Source organism: Streptomyces sp. SudanB25_2051, assembly GCF_964272635.1.
Taxonomy (GTDB): domain Bacteria; phylum Actinomycetota; class Actinomycetes; order Streptomycetales; family Streptomycetaceae; genus Streptomyces.
In genome coordinates, this window is sequence record NZ_OZ186787.1 from 5,689,990 (window position 1) to 5,705,291 (window position 15,302).

Annotated in this window: 13 protein-coding genes; 8 read left to right on the forward strand and 5 right to left on the reverse strand. The window is 74.8% G+C overall.

The window, feature by feature from the left end; translation table 11 throughout:
• Positions 1 to 80 precede the first annotated feature (80 nt).
• Positions 81 to 1,703: a malate synthase A gene (aceB, locus tag ACSUPT_RS25010; protein ID WP_365728698.1), complete on the reverse strand. Its 1,623-nt coding sequence runs from the start codon at positions 1,701 to 1,703 to the stop codon at positions 81 to 83.
• A 228-nt stretch (positions 1,704 to 1,931) separates the two neighbouring features.
• Positions 1,932 to 2,558: a nucleotidyltransferase family protein gene (locus ACSUPT_RS25015; RefSeq protein WP_436946265.1), complete on the reverse strand. Its 627-nt coding sequence runs from the start codon at positions 2,556 to 2,558 to the stop codon at positions 1,932 to 1,934.
• Positions 2,559 to 3,002: 444 nt separating this feature from the next.
• On the opposite strand from ACSUPT_RS25015, the gene ACSUPT_RS25020 reads away from it, so the two are divergent.
• Positions 3,003 to 4,913 carry a serine/threonine-protein kinase gene (locus ACSUPT_RS25020; RefSeq protein WP_436945569.1) on the forward strand — a complete coding sequence of 637 codons (1,911 nt, stop codon included), beginning with the start codon at positions 3,003 to 3,005 and terminating at the stop codon, positions 4,911 to 4,913.
• Positions 4,914 to 5,448: 535 nt separating this feature from the next.
• Here the strand turns inward: ACSUPT_RS25020 and ACSUPT_RS25025 are convergent.
• Positions 5,449 to 6,252: an IclR family transcriptional regulator gene (locus ACSUPT_RS25025; RefSeq protein ID WP_351964659.1), complete on the reverse strand. Its 804-nt coding sequence runs from the start codon at positions 6,250 to 6,252 to the stop codon at positions 5,449 to 5,451.
• Positions 6,253 to 6,572: 320 nt separating this feature from the next.
• On the opposite strand from ACSUPT_RS25025, the gene allB reads away from it, so the two are divergent.
• The 3 genes from allB to ACSUPT_RS25040 all read left to right on the forward strand — a co-directional run bounded on the left by allB (position 6,573) and on the right by ACSUPT_RS25040 (position 9,954).
• Positions 6,573 to 7,913 (forward strand): allantoinase AllB, encoded by a 1,341-nt coding sequence (gene allB / locus ACSUPT_RS25030; protein ID WP_351964787.1) that lies wholly within the window; start codon positions 6,573 to 6,575, stop codon positions 7,911 to 7,913.
• A gap of 74 nt (positions 7,914 to 7,987) precedes the next feature.
• Positions 7,988 to 9,094: an allantoicase gene (gene alc / locus ACSUPT_RS25035; protein WP_361659051.1), complete on the forward strand. Its 1,107-nt coding sequence runs from the start codon at positions 7,988 to 7,990 to the stop codon at positions 9,092 to 9,094.
• A gap of 239 nt (positions 9,095 to 9,333) precedes the next feature.
• Positions 9,334 to 9,954: a dihydrofolate reductase family protein gene (locus ACSUPT_RS25040; RefSeq protein ID WP_399217632.1), complete on the forward strand. Its 621-nt coding sequence runs from the start codon at positions 9,334 to 9,336 to the stop codon at positions 9,952 to 9,954.
• Between the two features lie 267 nt (positions 9,955 to 10,221).
• Here the strand turns inward: ACSUPT_RS25040 and ACSUPT_RS25045 are convergent, their stop codons facing one another.
• Positions 10,222 to 10,443, reverse strand: a complete 222-nt coding sequence (locus ACSUPT_RS25045; protein ID WP_436945570.1) for a hypothetical protein — start codon at positions 10,441 to 10,443, stop codon at positions 10,222 to 10,224.
• A gap of 146 nt (positions 10,444 to 10,589) precedes the next feature.
• On the opposite strand from ACSUPT_RS25045, the gene ACSUPT_RS25050 reads away from it, so the two are divergent.
• From ACSUPT_RS25050 to ACSUPT_RS25060, 3 genes are all read left to right on the forward strand, one after another.
• Positions 10,590 to 11,813, forward strand: a complete 1,224-nt coding sequence (locus ACSUPT_RS25050) for a sensor histidine kinase (protein WP_436945571.1) — start codon at positions 10,590 to 10,592, stop codon at positions 11,811 to 11,813.
• Positions 11,810 to 12,496, forward strand: a complete 687-nt coding sequence (locus ACSUPT_RS25055) for a response regulator transcription factor (protein WP_351964664.1) — start codon at positions 11,810 to 11,812, stop codon at positions 12,494 to 12,496. The genes ACSUPT_RS25050 and ACSUPT_RS25055 overlap by 4 nt, the downstream gene beginning before the upstream one ends.
• 84 nt (positions 12,497 to 12,580) lie before the next feature.
• The gene (locus ACSUPT_RS25060; RefSeq protein WP_351964665.1) at positions 12,581 to 13,012 is read left to right on the forward strand and encodes a PaaI family thioesterase; all 432 of its coding nucleotides are present in this window, start codon (positions 12,581 to 12,583) and stop codon (positions 13,010 to 13,012) included.
• A 43-nt stretch (positions 13,013 to 13,055) separates the two neighbouring features.
• Here the strand turns inward: ACSUPT_RS25060 and ACSUPT_RS25065 are convergent, their stop codons facing one another.
• Positions 13,056 to 14,072 (reverse strand): Gfo/Idh/MocA family protein, encoded by a 1,017-nt coding sequence (locus tag ACSUPT_RS25065; protein ID WP_436945572.1) that lies wholly within the window; start codon positions 14,070 to 14,072, stop codon positions 13,056 to 13,058.
• A gap of 187 nt (positions 14,073 to 14,259) precedes the next feature.
• Here ACSUPT_RS25065 and ACSUPT_RS25070 point away from each other — a divergent pair, with 187 nt between their 5' ends.
• Positions 14,260 to 15,279, forward strand: a complete 1,020-nt coding sequence (locus tag ACSUPT_RS25070; protein ID WP_351964667.1) for a sugar ABC transporter substrate-binding protein — start codon at positions 14,260 to 14,262, stop codon at positions 15,277 to 15,279.
• Positions 15,280 to 15,302 lie beyond the last annotated feature (23 nt).

Consider the following 15,302-nt stretch of genomic DNA (forward strand, 5'->3'; position numbering starts at 1 on the left):
TGGCCCCGCCCCCGGCGCTGTGCGGTGCCGGGGGCGGGGCGGGGGTGCCCCTGGGGTGGGGCCGTCGGCTGGTGTGCGGGTCAGCCGACGAGCTGTTCGTACGCGGGGAGGGTGAGGAAGTCCGCGTAGTCCTCGTCCAGGGCGACCTTCAGCAGCAGGTCGTGGGCCTGCTGCCACGTGCCGGACGCGAAGGCCTCCTCGCCCAGTTCGGCGCGGATCGCGGCGAGTTCGTCGGCGGCGACCTTGCGGGCCAGCTCCGGGGTGGCCTTCTCGCCGTTCTCGAAGACGACCCCGGCGTTGATCCACTGCCAGATCTGGGAGCGGGAGATCTCCGCCGTCGCCGCGTCCTCCATCAGGTTGAAGATGGCGACCGCGCCGAGGCCCCGCAGCCACGCCTCGATGTAGCGGATGCCGACCTGCACGGCGTTGACCAGCCCGGCGTACGTCGGCTTCGCGTCCAGCGAGTCGATCGCGATGAGGTCGGCGGCCTTGACGTCGACGTCCTCGCGCAGGCGGTCCTTCTGGTTGGGCCTGTCGCCGAGGACCGCGTCGAAGGAGGCCATCGCGATGGGCACCAGGTCCGGGTGCGCCACCCAGGAGCCGTCGAAGCCGTCCGCCGCCTCGCGGTCCTTGTCGGCCTTGACCTTCTCGAACGCGACCTTGTTGACCTCCGGGTCCTTCCGCGACGGGATGAACGCCGCCATGCCGCCGATCGCGTGCGCGCCCCGCTTGTGGCAGGTGCGGACGAGGAGTTCGGTGTAGGCGCGCATGAACGGGGCCGTCATCGTGACCGCGTTGCGGTCCGGCAGGACGAACTTGGCGCCGCCGTCACGGAAGTTCTTCACGATGGAGAAGAGGTAGTCCCAGCGGCCCGCGTTGAGCCCGGACGCGTGGTCGCGGAGCTCGTAGAGGATCTCCTCCATCTCGTACGCGGCGGTGATCGTCTCGATGAGGACGGTCGCGCGGACCGTGCCCTGCGGGATGCCGACGTAGTCCTGCGCGAAGACGAAGACGTCGTTCCAGAGGCGGGCCTCAAGGTGGGACTCCGTCTTCGGCAGGTAGAAGTACGGGCCCTTGCCCAGGTCCAGCAGGCGGCGCGCGTTGTGGAAGAAGTACAGGCCGAAGTCGACCAGCGCGCCGGGCACGGGCCGGCCGTCGCAGACGAGGTGGCGCTCCTCCAGGTGCCAGCCGCGCGGGCGCATGACGACGGTTGCGAGCTCCTCGGCGGGGCGCAGCGCGTACGACTTGCCGGTGCGCGGGTCGGTGAAGTCGATCCGCCGCTCGTACGCGTCGGTGAGGTTGAGCTGGCCGAGGATCACGTTCTCCCAGGTGGGGGCGGAGGCGTCCTCGAAGTCGGCGAGCCAGACCCGCGCGCCCGAGTTGAGCGCGTTGATGGTCATCTTGCGGTCGGTGGGACCGGTGATCTCCACGCGGCGGTCGTCCAGCGCGGCCGGGGCCGGCGCGACCCGCCAGCTGTCGTCCCGCCGGATGTGCTCGGTCTCCGGGAGGAAGTCGAGCGTGCTGGTGCGGGCGATCTCGGCGCGGCGCTCGGCGCGGCGGGCGAGGAGCTCGTCACGCCGGGGCGTGAACCGCCGGTGCAGCTCCGCCACGAAGGCCAGGGCGGCGTCGGTGAGGACCTCCTCCTGCCGGGGCAGGGGCTCGGCTTCGACGATGGCCAGCGGAGACGGCGCTGGTGCGGACATGAGCTGTCACTTCCTTCAGCGGGCTTGGCGGGGCTGGGACGGGCTCGGATGCGCATGGCACGCGGTGCCGTGGGAGCCGCGGGGCGGTCACGGGCCCTGTGGGACTGTCCGGTCCTTCTGGTCAGTGGATAGTAGTTTCCTCATAGTGGAAGTTCAATGGTTTGTTGATATCGAGATTCTTCGGGTCGACACAACGTGGCGCTCGGTGCCGCGCCGTACACGGCCCGTTCACCCCGCCCCCTCAAGGTGCGCCAGATCCGCCGCCGTGTCGATGTCGTACGGCTCCGCCACGTCCCCGCACGGCACCAGCGTGATCTCCGCCTCGTGGGCCCGCAGGTACGCCCGCGCGCCCTGGTCGCCCTCCGCGCCCTCCGCGACCTCGGCCCACCGGTCCGCCCCCAGCAGCACCGGGTGCCCGCGCCTGCCCCCGTACGACGCCGCGGCCAGCGAGCCGCGCCCCCGGTACGCCCCCGCCACCCGCGCCATCGCCCGCGCGCCGATCCCCGGCTGGTCCACCAGCACCACCAGCACCGCGTCCGCGCCCCCCGTCTCCGCCGGGGACCCGAGCGACGCCAGCCCCGCCCGCAGCGACGAGCCCATGCCCCGCTCCCAGTCCGGGTTCTCCACCACCACGCACCCCGCGAGGCCGGCCCGCTCCCGTACGGCCCCGGCCGCGGCGCCCAGCACCACGTGCACCGGCCCGCACCCGGCCTCCCGCAGCGCGGCCACCGCGTGCTCCACCAGCGGCCGCCCCCGGTGCTCCAGCAGTGCCTTCGGCCGCCCCCCGAGCCGGCGCCCGCCGCCCGCCGCGAGCAGCAGCCCGGCGACCGGCCCTCCGGCCCGCCCGGCGGCCAGTGGGGGAGAGGCGCGGGGATCCCGCCCGCCGTGCGTGCCCGCCTGCTCCGTCCCCGAGTGCTCCCTTACCGCGTCCGCTGTCCTCGTGTCGTCCGTCCTCAAGTCATGCGCCGGCACGTCGGTCGCCCGCGCATCGTCCGCTCGCGCAGCGTCCGCTCGCGCACCGGACGTGACGCCGCGGGGGGAGCCGTCCGTGAAGCCGTCCGTGCGGTCGGCCGTGTAGTCGTCCATGGAGGAGTGCATACCGCACCGCCGGTGAACGGACGCGTGCCACCCGCCCGCGCGCTCAAGCCCGGACCCCCACCCGGAGCGCGTTCCGTTCCCGCACGCGCGTGGAGCCCGGCCGCCCCGCTTGGATAGGGTGCGGGTCCGGCACCGCAACGCCGTTCACGCAACACGTACGCACCGCGCGCGCGGTGAGTCCTTTTCAGGAGACATGGATTGATGAGTGGTGGTCAGCACCATGGGGGAACCGTCTTCCAGCCGCTGGAGGAGGACGACCCGCGCTCGGTCGCGGGATACCGGCTCGCGGCGCGCCTCGGCGCCGGCGGCATGGGCAAGGTCTATCTGTCGTACACGCCCGGCGGGCGGCCCGTCGCCATCAAGGTGATCCGGCCCGACTTCGCGCAGGACGCCGAGTTCCGGCGCCGCTTCGCCCGCGAGGTGCAGGCCGCCCAGCGTGTCCAGGGCCTCTACACGGCACCGGTCATCGACGCCGACACGGACGCCCGTGAGCCCTGGCTCGCCACCGCGTACGTGCCCGGCCCGTCCCTGGCCGACGCCGTCCAGAAGCACGGCCCGATGCCTGTCGACACGGTCCTGCTGCTGGTCGCCGGCATCGCCGAGGCGCTCCAGGTCATCCACGGCGCCGGTATCGTCCACCGCGACCTGAAGCCCGGCAACGTCCTGCTCGCCGCCGACGGGCCGCGCGTCATCGACTTCGGCATCGCCCGCGCCGCCGACGCCACCTCGCTCACCAGCAGCGGCGTCACCATCGGCACGCCGTCCTTCATGGCGCCCGAGCAGGCCGCGGGCAGCGAGGTGACGCCCGCGACGGACGTGTTCGCGCTCGGCCAGGTCGCCGCGTACGCAGCGCTGGGCAGCCCCGCGTTCGGCGAGGGCACGTCGCACGGCGTGCTGTACCGCATCGTGCACGAGGAGCCCTCGCTGGACGGGCTCCCCGAGCAGCTGCGGGAGCTGGTCACCCGCTGCCTGACGAAGGACCCGGCGGGCCGGCCGTCCATCGCCGACGTGCTGACGATGTGCCACCAGGCCAGTGATGTCACCGCGTTGCGCCGCCCCGAGGAGTGGCTGCCCGGCGCCGTCGCCGCCGACATCACCACCCGCACCGCGGCCCCGGCGCCTGCCGCCGCCACCACCCCGCCCCCGCCCGCCACGCCGCCCACGGCCCCCGTGGCCCAGGCCCCGGTGGGCCCGCCGCAGGGGCAGGCCGGGCAGGCGCCGACGGGAGGCCCCGCCACCCCGCCGCCCACCCACCCGGTGACCGCCCACGCCGAGCCGTCCGCACCGCCGCAGGGCTTCGGCCCGCCGCCCACCATGGGCCCCGGCCACGCCCCGACGCCGCCCCCGCAGCCCCAGCCGCACCCGTACACCCACCCGGTCGTGGGCACCGCCCCGTACGGCCCGGGCGCCCCGGGCGCGCCTACCCCGGCCGCGCCCGCCCCGAAGCGCAAGGGGCGCGCCGCGCTGGTCGCCATCGCCGCGGTCATCGCGTTCGCCGTCGCGGGCGGCGCCACCGCGTACGTACTGCTCAACAAGGAGGACGCCAAGGAGCAGCGCACCGGCCAGGCGCAGGGCGCCACGTCCGGCGCGCCCAGGCCCTCCGCGAGCGGCGGCACCACCGGCCAGGGCCAGGGCGAACCGGCGGGCGACGGTGCCGGTACCGGCGCCGACGCGGGCGCCGGAGGCGGCACCCCGTCGCAGGGCACCGGAGCCGCCCCCGCCACGCCGCCCCAGCCGGTCGACTACAAGGGCATCGACCTGACCGAGGGGTACGAGCTGTCGCTGGCGGACGACCCGGTGAAGCCCAAGGGGGACGGCGGCGACATCCGGTACGGCATCTCCGGCCTCAACGCCAACGACGCCGGCCGGCTGGTGATGCTGCGCAACGGCCAGGAGGGCTCGCTGCAGACGTGCCTGGACGAGACCCGCTACACGACCACGATCGAGGACTCGCAGATGACCAAGGGGTCCCGCATCTGCCTGCAGAACGGCGCCGGTGACGTCGCCCTGCTGACCGTCCTCGGCTTCTCGCCCGAGTCCGACCCCAGCGACTACATCAGCCTCGACGTGACGGTGTGGCGCGGGGCGATGGATGTGGAGCAGTCCAGCTGACGGCCCGGCCGGGAGGCGCCCCGCGGCCCTCCCGGCCGGCCTGGTCCCGTCGGTCCGGTCGCGGTGCCGCGTCCGGCGTCACGGCCCCGCCGCCACCGCGCGCGGGGCCGTGTGTCGTGCACCGGGTGAACGACCGCCTGTACGGGGGCGGTTCACCGGCCAGGGGTATCGCCGCTCAGCCCCTCACGCGGCGGCCCCGCGCCGAGCGGCCTTCGTCTCGCCACACCCTGACCTGAACGGCTCCACGCACGGGCCCGACGGCGCCGTGCGCACCGGCCTCAACGGCTTCCGCGCGCAGGCCCCGACGGCTTCGCGCACACGCGGTGGGCCCGGGCGTGCCGCACGAGTCCACCCGCCTCCGCGCGGAACGTGTCCGCGATGCCACGCCGTCCGGGCGCGGACGCACCCGCCCGCCTCACCAACCACGCAGGACGTGTCCGCGACGCCACGTTGTCCGGGCGCGGACGCGCCGCCCCGCCTCACGACCCGCGCAGGACGTGCCCGCGACGGCGCCGCACGCCGCTGCCCGCCGCCGTCAGCTCGGCGACGACGTGTTGGTGAGCGCCGTCGCCAGATCGCGCGCCACCTCCTGGAGCACGGGGACGATCTTGTCCGTCGCCGCCTCCGTCACCCGGCCCGCGGGGCCCGAGATGGAGATCGCCGCCGGCGTCGGCGAGTCGGGCACCGACACCGCGAGGCACCGGACCCCTATCTCCTGCTCGTTGTCGTCCACGGCGTACCCCGCCGCCCGCACCTGCTCCAGCGCCGCGAGGAACTCGTCGGGCGTGGTGATGGTCTTCTCCGTGGCGGCGGGCATCCCCGTACGGGCGAGGAGCGCGCGCACCTCCTCGGGCGGGGTGTGCGCGAGCAGCGCCTTGCCGACGCCGGTGGAGTGCGGCAGTACGCGCCTGCCGACCTCGGTGAACATCCGCATCGAGTGCTTGGACGGCACCTGCGCGACGTACACGATCTCGTCGCCGTCGAGCAGGGCCATGTTCGCCGTCTCGCCGGTCTCCTCGACCAGGCGCGCGAGATAGGGGCGGGCCCAGGTGCCCAGGAGGCGGGACGCGGACTCGCCGAGGCGGATCAGCCGGGGGCCGAGCGCGTACCGCCGGTTGGCCTGCTGGCGTACGTAGCCGCAGGCCACGAGGGTGCGCATCAGGCGGTGGATGGTGGGAAGCGGCAGGCCGCTGCTGGCGGACAGCTCGCTCAGCCCGACCTCGCCCCCGGCGTCGGCCATCCGCTCCAGGAGGTCGAAGGCACGCTCAAGGGACTGCACGCCACCGGACCCGGCGGCGGGCTTGGCGGCGTCGGTGGTGCTGGCGCTGGACGACGGCACGTCAACGGTCCTTTCGAGGCGGATGGACAAGGCAGCAGCCTACCGGGCCCTCCGGCGGGGCACATCGCCCACGGGGTGGCATCCCGGCCGGTCAGGGCCTGTTTGTCCATGTGTCCGCACTGTTTCCCCGCTGCCTCCGGACGCCTCCTTCGTGCGGAGCTACGTTCTTCCATGCGGAATCATATTTCCATGTTGTGGAAACCGCCAAGTGGATCTTCGGGCTCCGGACACCCCTTGACGGGGGTCGGCCGGAGGGCGAGACTCCTTCAACAGAACGTTGAAATCCGCTGGAGGGGAGAGCGTTGGACGTGAGCGTGCACGTGAGTGGTGACGTGGAACTGGTACTGCGCTCGACGCGCGTCGTCACCCCCGACGGCACGCGCCCCGCGTCCGTCGCCGTGGCCGCAGGCACCATCGCCGCGGTCCTGCCGTACGACGCCGAGGTCCCCGCCGGGGCCCGCCTGGAGGACGTGGGCGACCACGCCGTACTGCCCGGCCTGGTCGACACCCACGTCCACGTCAACGACCCCGGCCGCACCGAGTGGGAGGGCTTCTGGACCGCCACCCGCGCCGCGGCCGCCGGCGGCATCACCACGCTGATCGACATGCCGCTCAACTCCCTGCCGCCCACGACGACCGTGGAGCACCTGCGGGTCAAGCAGGACGTCGCCCGGCCCAAGGCCCATGTCGACGTGGGCTTCTGGGGCGGCGCGCTGCCGGACAACGTCAAGGACCTGCGGCCGCTGCACGACGCCGGGGTGTTCGGATTCAAGTGCTTCCTGTCGCCGTCCGGCGTGGACGAGTTCCCCCAGCTCGACCAGGAGCAGCTGGCCGCCTCCCTCGCCGAGATCACCGGCTTCGGCGGACTGATGATCGTCCACGCCGAGGACCCGCACCACCTCGACGCCGCGCCCAGCCGCAGCTCCGCCAAATACGCCGACTTCCTCGCCTCCCGCCCCCGCGACGCCGAGAACACCGCGGTCGAGAACCTCATCGCCCAGGCCCGCCGCCTCGGCGCCCGCGTCCACGTCCTGCACCTGTCGTCCGCCGACGCGCTGCCGCTCATCGCCGCGGCCAGGCGCGAGGGCGTCAAGGTCACCGTCGAGACGTGCCCGCACTTCCTCACCCTCACCGCCGAGGAGGTGCCGGACGGGGCGACCGAGTTCAAGTGCTGCCCGCCCATCCGCGAGGCGGCCAACCAGGACGCCCTGTGGCAGGGCCTCGCCGACGGCGTCATCGACTGCGTCGTCTCCGACCACTCCCCGTCCACCGCCGACCTCAAGACCCCCGACTTCTCCACCGCGTGGGGCGGCATCTCCTCCCTCCAGCTGGGCCTCCCGGCCGTCTGGACCGAGGCCCGCCGGCGCGGCCACACCCTGGACGACGTGGCCCGCTGGATGTCCACCGCCCCCGCGTCCCTCGTGGGACTCGACCGCAAGGGCGCCATCGAGGCCGGCCGCGACGCCGACTTCGCCGTCCTCGCCCCCGACGAGTCCTTCACCGTCGACCCGGCCCGGCTGCACCACCGCAACCGGGTCACCGCCTACGCGGGCCGCACCCTGTACGGCGTCGTCACCTCCACCTGGCTGCGCGGCGTACGCATCGCCGACCGCGGCCGACCCGCCGCACCCAGCGGGCGACTGCTCGAAAGGAACAAGTGAATCCCGTGACCGACTCCGCAGCCGACTCCAAGGACACCGGCTCCGACTCCAAGGACACCGGCTCCAGCACCGGCATCCCGCGCTTCACCGGTGACGCCAGCCCCTACGGCGGCGGCGACCCGTACGCCGACTACCGCACCGCCGACCTGCCCTTCACCGGGTACGCCGACCTCGCCGACCGCCGCCTCGGCGCGGGTGTCGTCGCCGCGAACGACGAGTTCTTCGCCGAGCGGGAGAACCTCCTCAAGCCCGGCCCGGCCGAGTTCGACCCGGAGCACTTCGGCCACAAGGGCAAGGTCATGGACGGCTGGGAGACCCGCCGCCGGCGCGGCGCCTCCGCCGACCGCCCGCACCCGGACGCCGACGACCACGACTGGGCCCTCGTACGGCTCGGCGCGCCCGGCGTGATCCGCGGCATCGTCGTCGACACGGCCCACTTCCGCGGCAACTACCCGCAGGCCGTCTCCGTCGAAGCCGCGTCCGTGCCCGGCTCCCCGTCCCCGGAGGAGCTGCTCGGCCCCGACGTCGAGTGGACCGTCATCGTCCCGCGCACCGCCGTCGGCGGGCACGCCGCCAACGGCTTCGCCGTCGACGTGGAGCGCCGCTTCACCCACCTGCGCCTCAACCAGCACCCCGACGGCGGCATCGCCCGCCTCCGTGTCCACGGGGAGGTCGCCCCCGACCCGGAGTGGCTGGGCGCGCTCGGCACCTTCGACCTGGTCGCGCTGGAGAACGGCGGCGGTGTCGAGGACGCGTCCGACCGCTTCTACTCGCCCGCCACCAACACCATCCAGCCGGGCCGCTCCCGCAAAATGGACGACGGCTGGGAGACGCGGCGCCGCCGCGACCAGGGCAACGACTGGATCCGCTACCGGCTCGTCGAGCAGGCGGAGATCCGCGCCGTGGAGATCGACACCGCGTACCTGAAGGGCAACAGCGCCGGCTGGGCCGCCCTGTCCGTGCGCGACGGCGAGGACGGGTCGTGGACCGAGTTCCTGCCCCGGACCCGCCTCCAGCCCGACACGAACCACCGCTTCGTGCTGCCCGCCCCGGCCACCGGCACCCACGTGCGGATCGACATCTACCCCGACGGCGGCATCTCCCGGCTGCGCCTCTTCGGCTCCCTCACGGAGGAGGGCGCCAAGCGCCTCGCCACCCGCCACCAGGAGCTGGGCGGCTGACGCCTCTCCCGGCCCCCCTGCCCACCCGGCGACGACCGTGACGCTGCCGGGTGACCCGGCCCCGCGCCTCCCCCGCGCGGGGCCGATTCGCGCGGGGCGGACTCGCGCGGGGTCGGCTCGCGCGGGTGTTGCTCCTCCGGTGGGACACGCCCGCCGCGTCGCCGCCCGGCGATGAGTTCCGGGCGGCGGCAGGGTCTGAGCTGGTGACGGAAACGGACCAGCGACGAAAGGTGCCAGCCATGGCCCGGCTCACCCTCACCACCTTCCTCAGCCTCGACGGCGTGATGCAGGCCCCCGGCGGCCGCGACGAGGACCGCAGCGACGGCTTCGACTACGGCGGCTGGCTCGTCCCCTTCGCGGACGAGGACATGGGCCGCTTCGTCAACGAGGTCTTCGACCGCGCCGACGCCTTCCTGCTCGGCCGCCGCACCTACGAGATCTTCGCCTCGTACTGGCCGCAGGTCACCGACCCGGACGACCCGATCGCGAGCCGCCTCAACAACCTGCCGAAGTACGTCGTCTCCCGCACCCTCGACAAGGCCGAGTGGAACAACTCCCACCTGGTGGAGGGCGACATCGCCGAGGTCGTCGCCCGGCTGAAGGCGGGCCCCGGCCGGGAGATCCAGGTCCACGGCAGCGCCCGCCTCGCCCAGGGGCTCATCGCCCACGGCCTGGTGGACGAGCTGAACCTGCTGGTCTTCCCCGTCTTCCTCGGCAAGGGCCGCCGGCTGTTCCCGGAGGGCGGCAGCCCCACGGCGTACGAGCTCACCGGGCACCGCACCACGTCGACCGGGGCGACCGTCCAGACGTACCGGCCCGCCGGCCCGGCGGAGTTCGGCACCTTCGGCCTCCCGGAGTGACGTGACCCGCCCACCGGACCACCCGGCCGCCCTCCGGACCGCCCGGCCACCCTCCGGACCACCCCGTCGACGACCACCAGTCCGCCCGGACCCCCGCCGGACCGCCAGGCCACTCGCCGGACCGCCCGCCCGCCGAACGCCGGCCCCCCGGCCAACCACCCCGCCGACGTGCGGGCCGCCGCCGCGAGCCGGCCCGCCGCCACGAGCCGCCCGCGAGCGGAGGCCCGAGGGGCGCGGGCCGCACCGCGCCGGGCCTCCCGGCGCCGCCTACGCGCGCCCCCGGCGGTCCGCGGCGGCGAGCAGGGCGAGACCGGCCGCGGCGAGCACCGCGTGGGCGGCCAGCGGCGAGTCCCGCAGCGGCGGAACGCTCTCCACCACCACCCGCGTGACGCCCATGAACGCGAACCACCCGTCCGTCAGCTCGCGCACCACGCCCACGCCGCCCACCACGAGCAGCACGGTCCCGAACACTTCGAGGATCTTCTTCATGGCCCCGATCCTCCGACGCCCCGGGCCCCTCCGCTTCCGACCTCCGGATGGCCGTCCCGGTCCGGAAGTCCACGCTTCGCCGACTTCGGTAGCCGCCGGCCGGCCGCGGGCCGTCCGCCCGGTCCGGGCTGCGTAGCGTGGAGCGCGTGACACACGCCGAGTACCCCTGGCTGCTGCCCTCCGACCTGGCGCGGAACGCCGACCCCGACCCCGACGGCGCGAGCCGTCCCCGTACCGTGCGCGACTGGGCCGTCGACACGGTGGCGTTCGCCTTCGCGGTGCTCGTCGGGATCGCCGCGGTCGACAACAGCCGCAGGCTCAACGAGTCGGACGCCGTCGTGTGGACCGACCTCGTCCTCGGCGCGGCCGCCTGCCTCCTGCTGTGGGCGCGCCGCCGCCGCCCCGCCGCGATCCCCGTCGCCGTGTCGGTGCTCGGCGTCATCAGCCCGGCCACCGGCGGGGCGGTGCTGGTCACGGTGTTCGGCGCCGCCGTGCGACTGCCGCCCCGCCGTCTCGCCGCCGTCGCGAGCGTCGTCCTGGCGTGCAGCACCCTCCAGGGGTTCATCCGCCCCGACCCGGAGGTCGACCCGCTCCTCGGGCTCGTCGTCACCCTCGTCCTGCTGCTCCTCGTCACCGGCTGGGGCATGCTCGTCCGCTCCCGCCGCCAGCTCGTCGCAGCCCTGCGCGAGCGGGCCCGGCGCGCCGAGGCGGAGGCGGGGCTGCGCGCCGAGCAGGCGCAGCGGGCGGCGCGCGAGGCCATCGCCCGCGAGATGCACGATGTGCTCGCGCACCGGCTGACCCTGCTGAGCGTCCACGCGGGCGCCCTGGAGTTCCGGCCCGACGCGCCGCCCGCCGAGGTCGCCCGTGCCGCCGGGGTCATCCGCGACAGCGCCCACGAGGCGCTCCAGGACCTGCGGCAGATCATCGGGGTGCTGCGCGCCCCGGGCGACCGCGACGACACGGGCGGCGACCGGCCGCAGCCCACGCTCGCCACACTGGACACGCTGATCGCCGAGTCACGCGAGGCGGGCGCCGCCGTCACCCTCGACATCGGCGTACCCGACCCGGCCGCCGTCCCCGCCGCCACCGGCCGCACGGTCTACCGCATCGTCCAGGAGGGCCTGACCAACGCCCGCAAGCACGCGCCCGGCGCCGAGGTCGCCGTCTCCGTGCACGGCCGCCCCGGCGACGGGCTCACCGTCGACGTGCGCAACGCCGAGCCGCCCGGCCCCGTCCCGCACGTCCCCGGCTCCGGCCAGGGCCTCATCGGCCTGACCGAGCGGGCCACCCTCGCGGGCGGCCGGCTGCGCCACGGGCCGGGTCCCGGTGGCGGGTTCACCGTGCACGCCTGGCTACCGTGGCCCTCATGACCATCCGGCTGCTCGTCGTCGACGACGACCCCCTCGTCCGCGCGGGACTCTCCCTGATGCTCGGCGGCGCCCAGGACATCGAGATCGTCGGCGAGGCCGCCGACGGCGCCGACGTGCCCCCGCTCGTGGAGCGGCTGGCCCCGCACGTCGTCCTCATGGACATCCGCATGCCGGGCGTGGACGGGCTCACCGCGACGGAGCGGCTGCGCGCCCGGCCCGGCGCGCCCGAGGTGGTGGTCCTCACCACCTTCCACGCCGACGAGCAGGTGCTGCGCGCGCTGCGGGCCGGGGCCGCCGGGTTCGTCCTGAAGGACACCCCGCCCGCCGAGATCGTCGACGCCGTACGGAAGGTGGCCGCGGGCGACCCGGTGCTGTCCCCGGCCGTCACCCGCCAGCTGATGACGCATGTCGCGGGCGTCGCGGGCCCGGCCGTACGGGAGGACGACCGGCGTACGGCGGCGGCCCGGCGCCTCGCGGAGCTGGCGGAACGGGAGCGGGAGGTCGCCCTGGCCGTGGGCCGGGGCGGCTCCAACGCGGAGATCGCCGCCGCGCTGTACATGTCCGTCCCCACCGTGAAGGCCCACGTCTCGCGGATCCTCGCGAAGCTGGGCCTCAACAACCGCGTCCAGATCGCCCTGCTCGTCCACGACGCGGGCCTCCTGGACACGGACGACGTCCGCTAGCCCCACCGCTCGTCCGTGCCGGGCCCGTCGCCTATCCGTGTCCGCACCCTGGTCCGCCCCGGCGGCGCCCCCTACGCTGCCGCCATGACCGGAGATCCCGCGCTCGAACTCGCCCGCAAGGTCCTCGACAGCCAGCCCTTCAGCCGCCTCGTCGGGGCCCGTGTCACCGCGTTCGGCGAGGGCCGGGCGGTCCTCGAGGTGGACGTACGGCCCGACCTGCTCCAGCAGAACGGCTTCCTGCACGGCGGCGTCCTGTCGTACGCCGCCGACAACGCCCTCACCTTCGCCGCCGGCACCGCGCTGGGCCCGGCCGTGCTGACGGCGGGGTTCTCCATCCAGTACATGCGCCCGGCCGTCGGCCGGACGCTCGTCGCGCGCGCCTCGGTCGTGCACGCGGGGCGCCGGCAGGCCGTGGTCCGCTGCGACCTGCTGACGGTCGGCGAGGACGGCGGCGAGGAGACGCTGTGCGCGGTCGCCCAGGGCACCGTCCTCGCCGCCGACCCCGCCCGCGACTGAACGTGCCGGACGGCCCCGCGGCCGCCGCCACCGGCCGCGGCCCCTACACCGCGCCCTCCAGCCCCGGAACCTCCGCCAGCCGCACCGGGCGCCGCTCCCGGCGGGAGAGCTCGCACGCCTCGGCGACCCGCAGCGCCTCCAGGGCCTGCCGCCCGTCGCACGGGTTGTCCCGCTCGCCGCGCGCGAACCGTACGAAGGCGTCCAGCTCCGCCTCGTACGCCGCCCCGAACCGCTCCAGGAAGCCCGTCCACGGGCGGGTCGCCGGGGGTGGGCCCAGCGGCTCGGCGGAGGTGACCGGCGTGCGGTCGTCCAGGCCCACCACCAGCTGGTCCCGCTCACCGGCCAGCTCCATCCGCACGTCGTATCCGGCGCCGTTGCAGCGTGTCGCGGTCGCCGTGACCAGCGTGCCGTCGTCCAGCGTGAGCAGCGCCGCCGCCGTGTCCACGTCCCCCGCCTCGCGGAACACCGAGGGTCCCCGGTCCGAGCCCGCGGCGTACACGTCGGTCACCTCCCGGCCGGTGACCCAGCGCACCATGTCGAAGTCGTGGACCAGGCAGTCGCGGAAGAGCCCGCCCGACAGCGGGACGTACGCGGCGGGCGGCGGCTCTGCGTCGGAGGTGACCGTCCGCACGGTGTGCAGCCGCCCCAGCCGCCCGGCGCGGACGGCCTCGCGGGCCTTGGCGTACCCGGCGTCGAAGCGCCGCATGAAGCCCAGCTGCAGCGGCGACCCGGCCGCCGCCACCGCGCGCAGCGCCCGCAGCGTGCCGGGCAGGTCCGCGGCGACCGGCTTCTCGCAGAACGCGGGGAGCCCGGCGCGCGCGGCGCGCACCAGGAGGTCGGCGTGGGACGCGGTCGCCGAGGTGATCACCACCGCGTCGACGCCCCAGGCGAACACCTCGTCCGCGCTCGGCGCGGCCGTCGCGCCGATGGCCCGGGCGAGGCGCTCCGCCCGCGGCGCGTCCACGTCGGTGACGACCAGCGCGCCGACCCGCGCATGCCGACTGAGCACCTTCGCGTGGAAGGTCCCGATACGACCGGTTCCGATCAATCCGATACGCATGTCCCACAGTGGGGCACGCGCCGGGCGCCGTGTCAAAGACGGGCGCGCCCTCGCGCGGCGGCCGGTCCCCCGTACCCGGTGGGCACCCGGCGGGACCCGATGACCGATACTTGGGCGGTCGGGACGGGACGAAACGCCCACCCCGGCAGCGGCAGGACGACAGCGGACGGCAGGAGGGCACGGACTCGTGGCAACGGTTCGGACAGGAGTACGCGCGGTCGCCGCCGTGCTGGCGGTGGCACTCGGAGTGACCCTGACCGCCTGCAGCGCGACCGGCGGCAAGCGCGCCGAGGACGCCAGGAAGGCCGCCGCCGAGGCGGCCTCGGGCCGGGCCAACGTCACCACGCCCCGCTGGACCTTCGCCATGGTCACCCACTCCGGTGACGGCGACACGTTCTGGGACATCGTCCAGAAGGGCGCCCGCCAGGCCGCCGCCAAGGACAACATCAACTTCCTGTACGCCCACAGCGACGAGGGACAGCAGCAGGCGCAGCTCGTCGACTCGTACGTGGACAAGAAGGTCGACGGCCTGATCGTCACCCTCGCCAAGCCCGACGCGCTCAAGGCGTCCGTCGCCCGCGCGGTCGCCGCCGGCATCCCCGTGATCACCGTCAACTCCGGCTCCGCCCAGTCCAAGGCGTACGGCGCGCTCACCCACATCGGGCAGGACGAGACCGTCGCGGGCCAGGCCGTCGGCGACGAGCTCGACAAGCGCGGCCGCAAGAAGGCCCTGTGCGTCCTGCACGAGCAGGGCAACGTCGGCCACGAGCAGCGCTGCGCCGGCGTACGCGCGACCTTCGGGGGCACGCTGCAGAACCTCTACGTCGACGGCACCAACATGCCCGACGTCCAGGCGTCCATCGAGGCCAAGCTGCAGAGCGACCCGGCCATCGACGCCGTGGTCACCCTCGGCGCCCCCTTCGCCGACGCCGCCGCGCAGGCCAAGCGCACCGCCGGGTCCAAGGCCGAGATCGACACCTTCGACCTCAACGCCAAGGTCGCCGCCGGGCTGAACAGCGGCACCCTCGGCTTCGCCGTCGACCAGCAGCCCTACCTCCAGGGGTACGAGGCCGTCGACCTGCTGTGGCTCTACCGCTACAACGCCGACGTGCTGGGTGGCGGCCGTCCCGTCCTCACCGGCCCGCAGATCATCACCAAGAAGGACGCCGGTGCCCTCGCCGCCTACACGGAGCGGGGGACGCGATGACCGCGACCGCCATCCGCACCGGG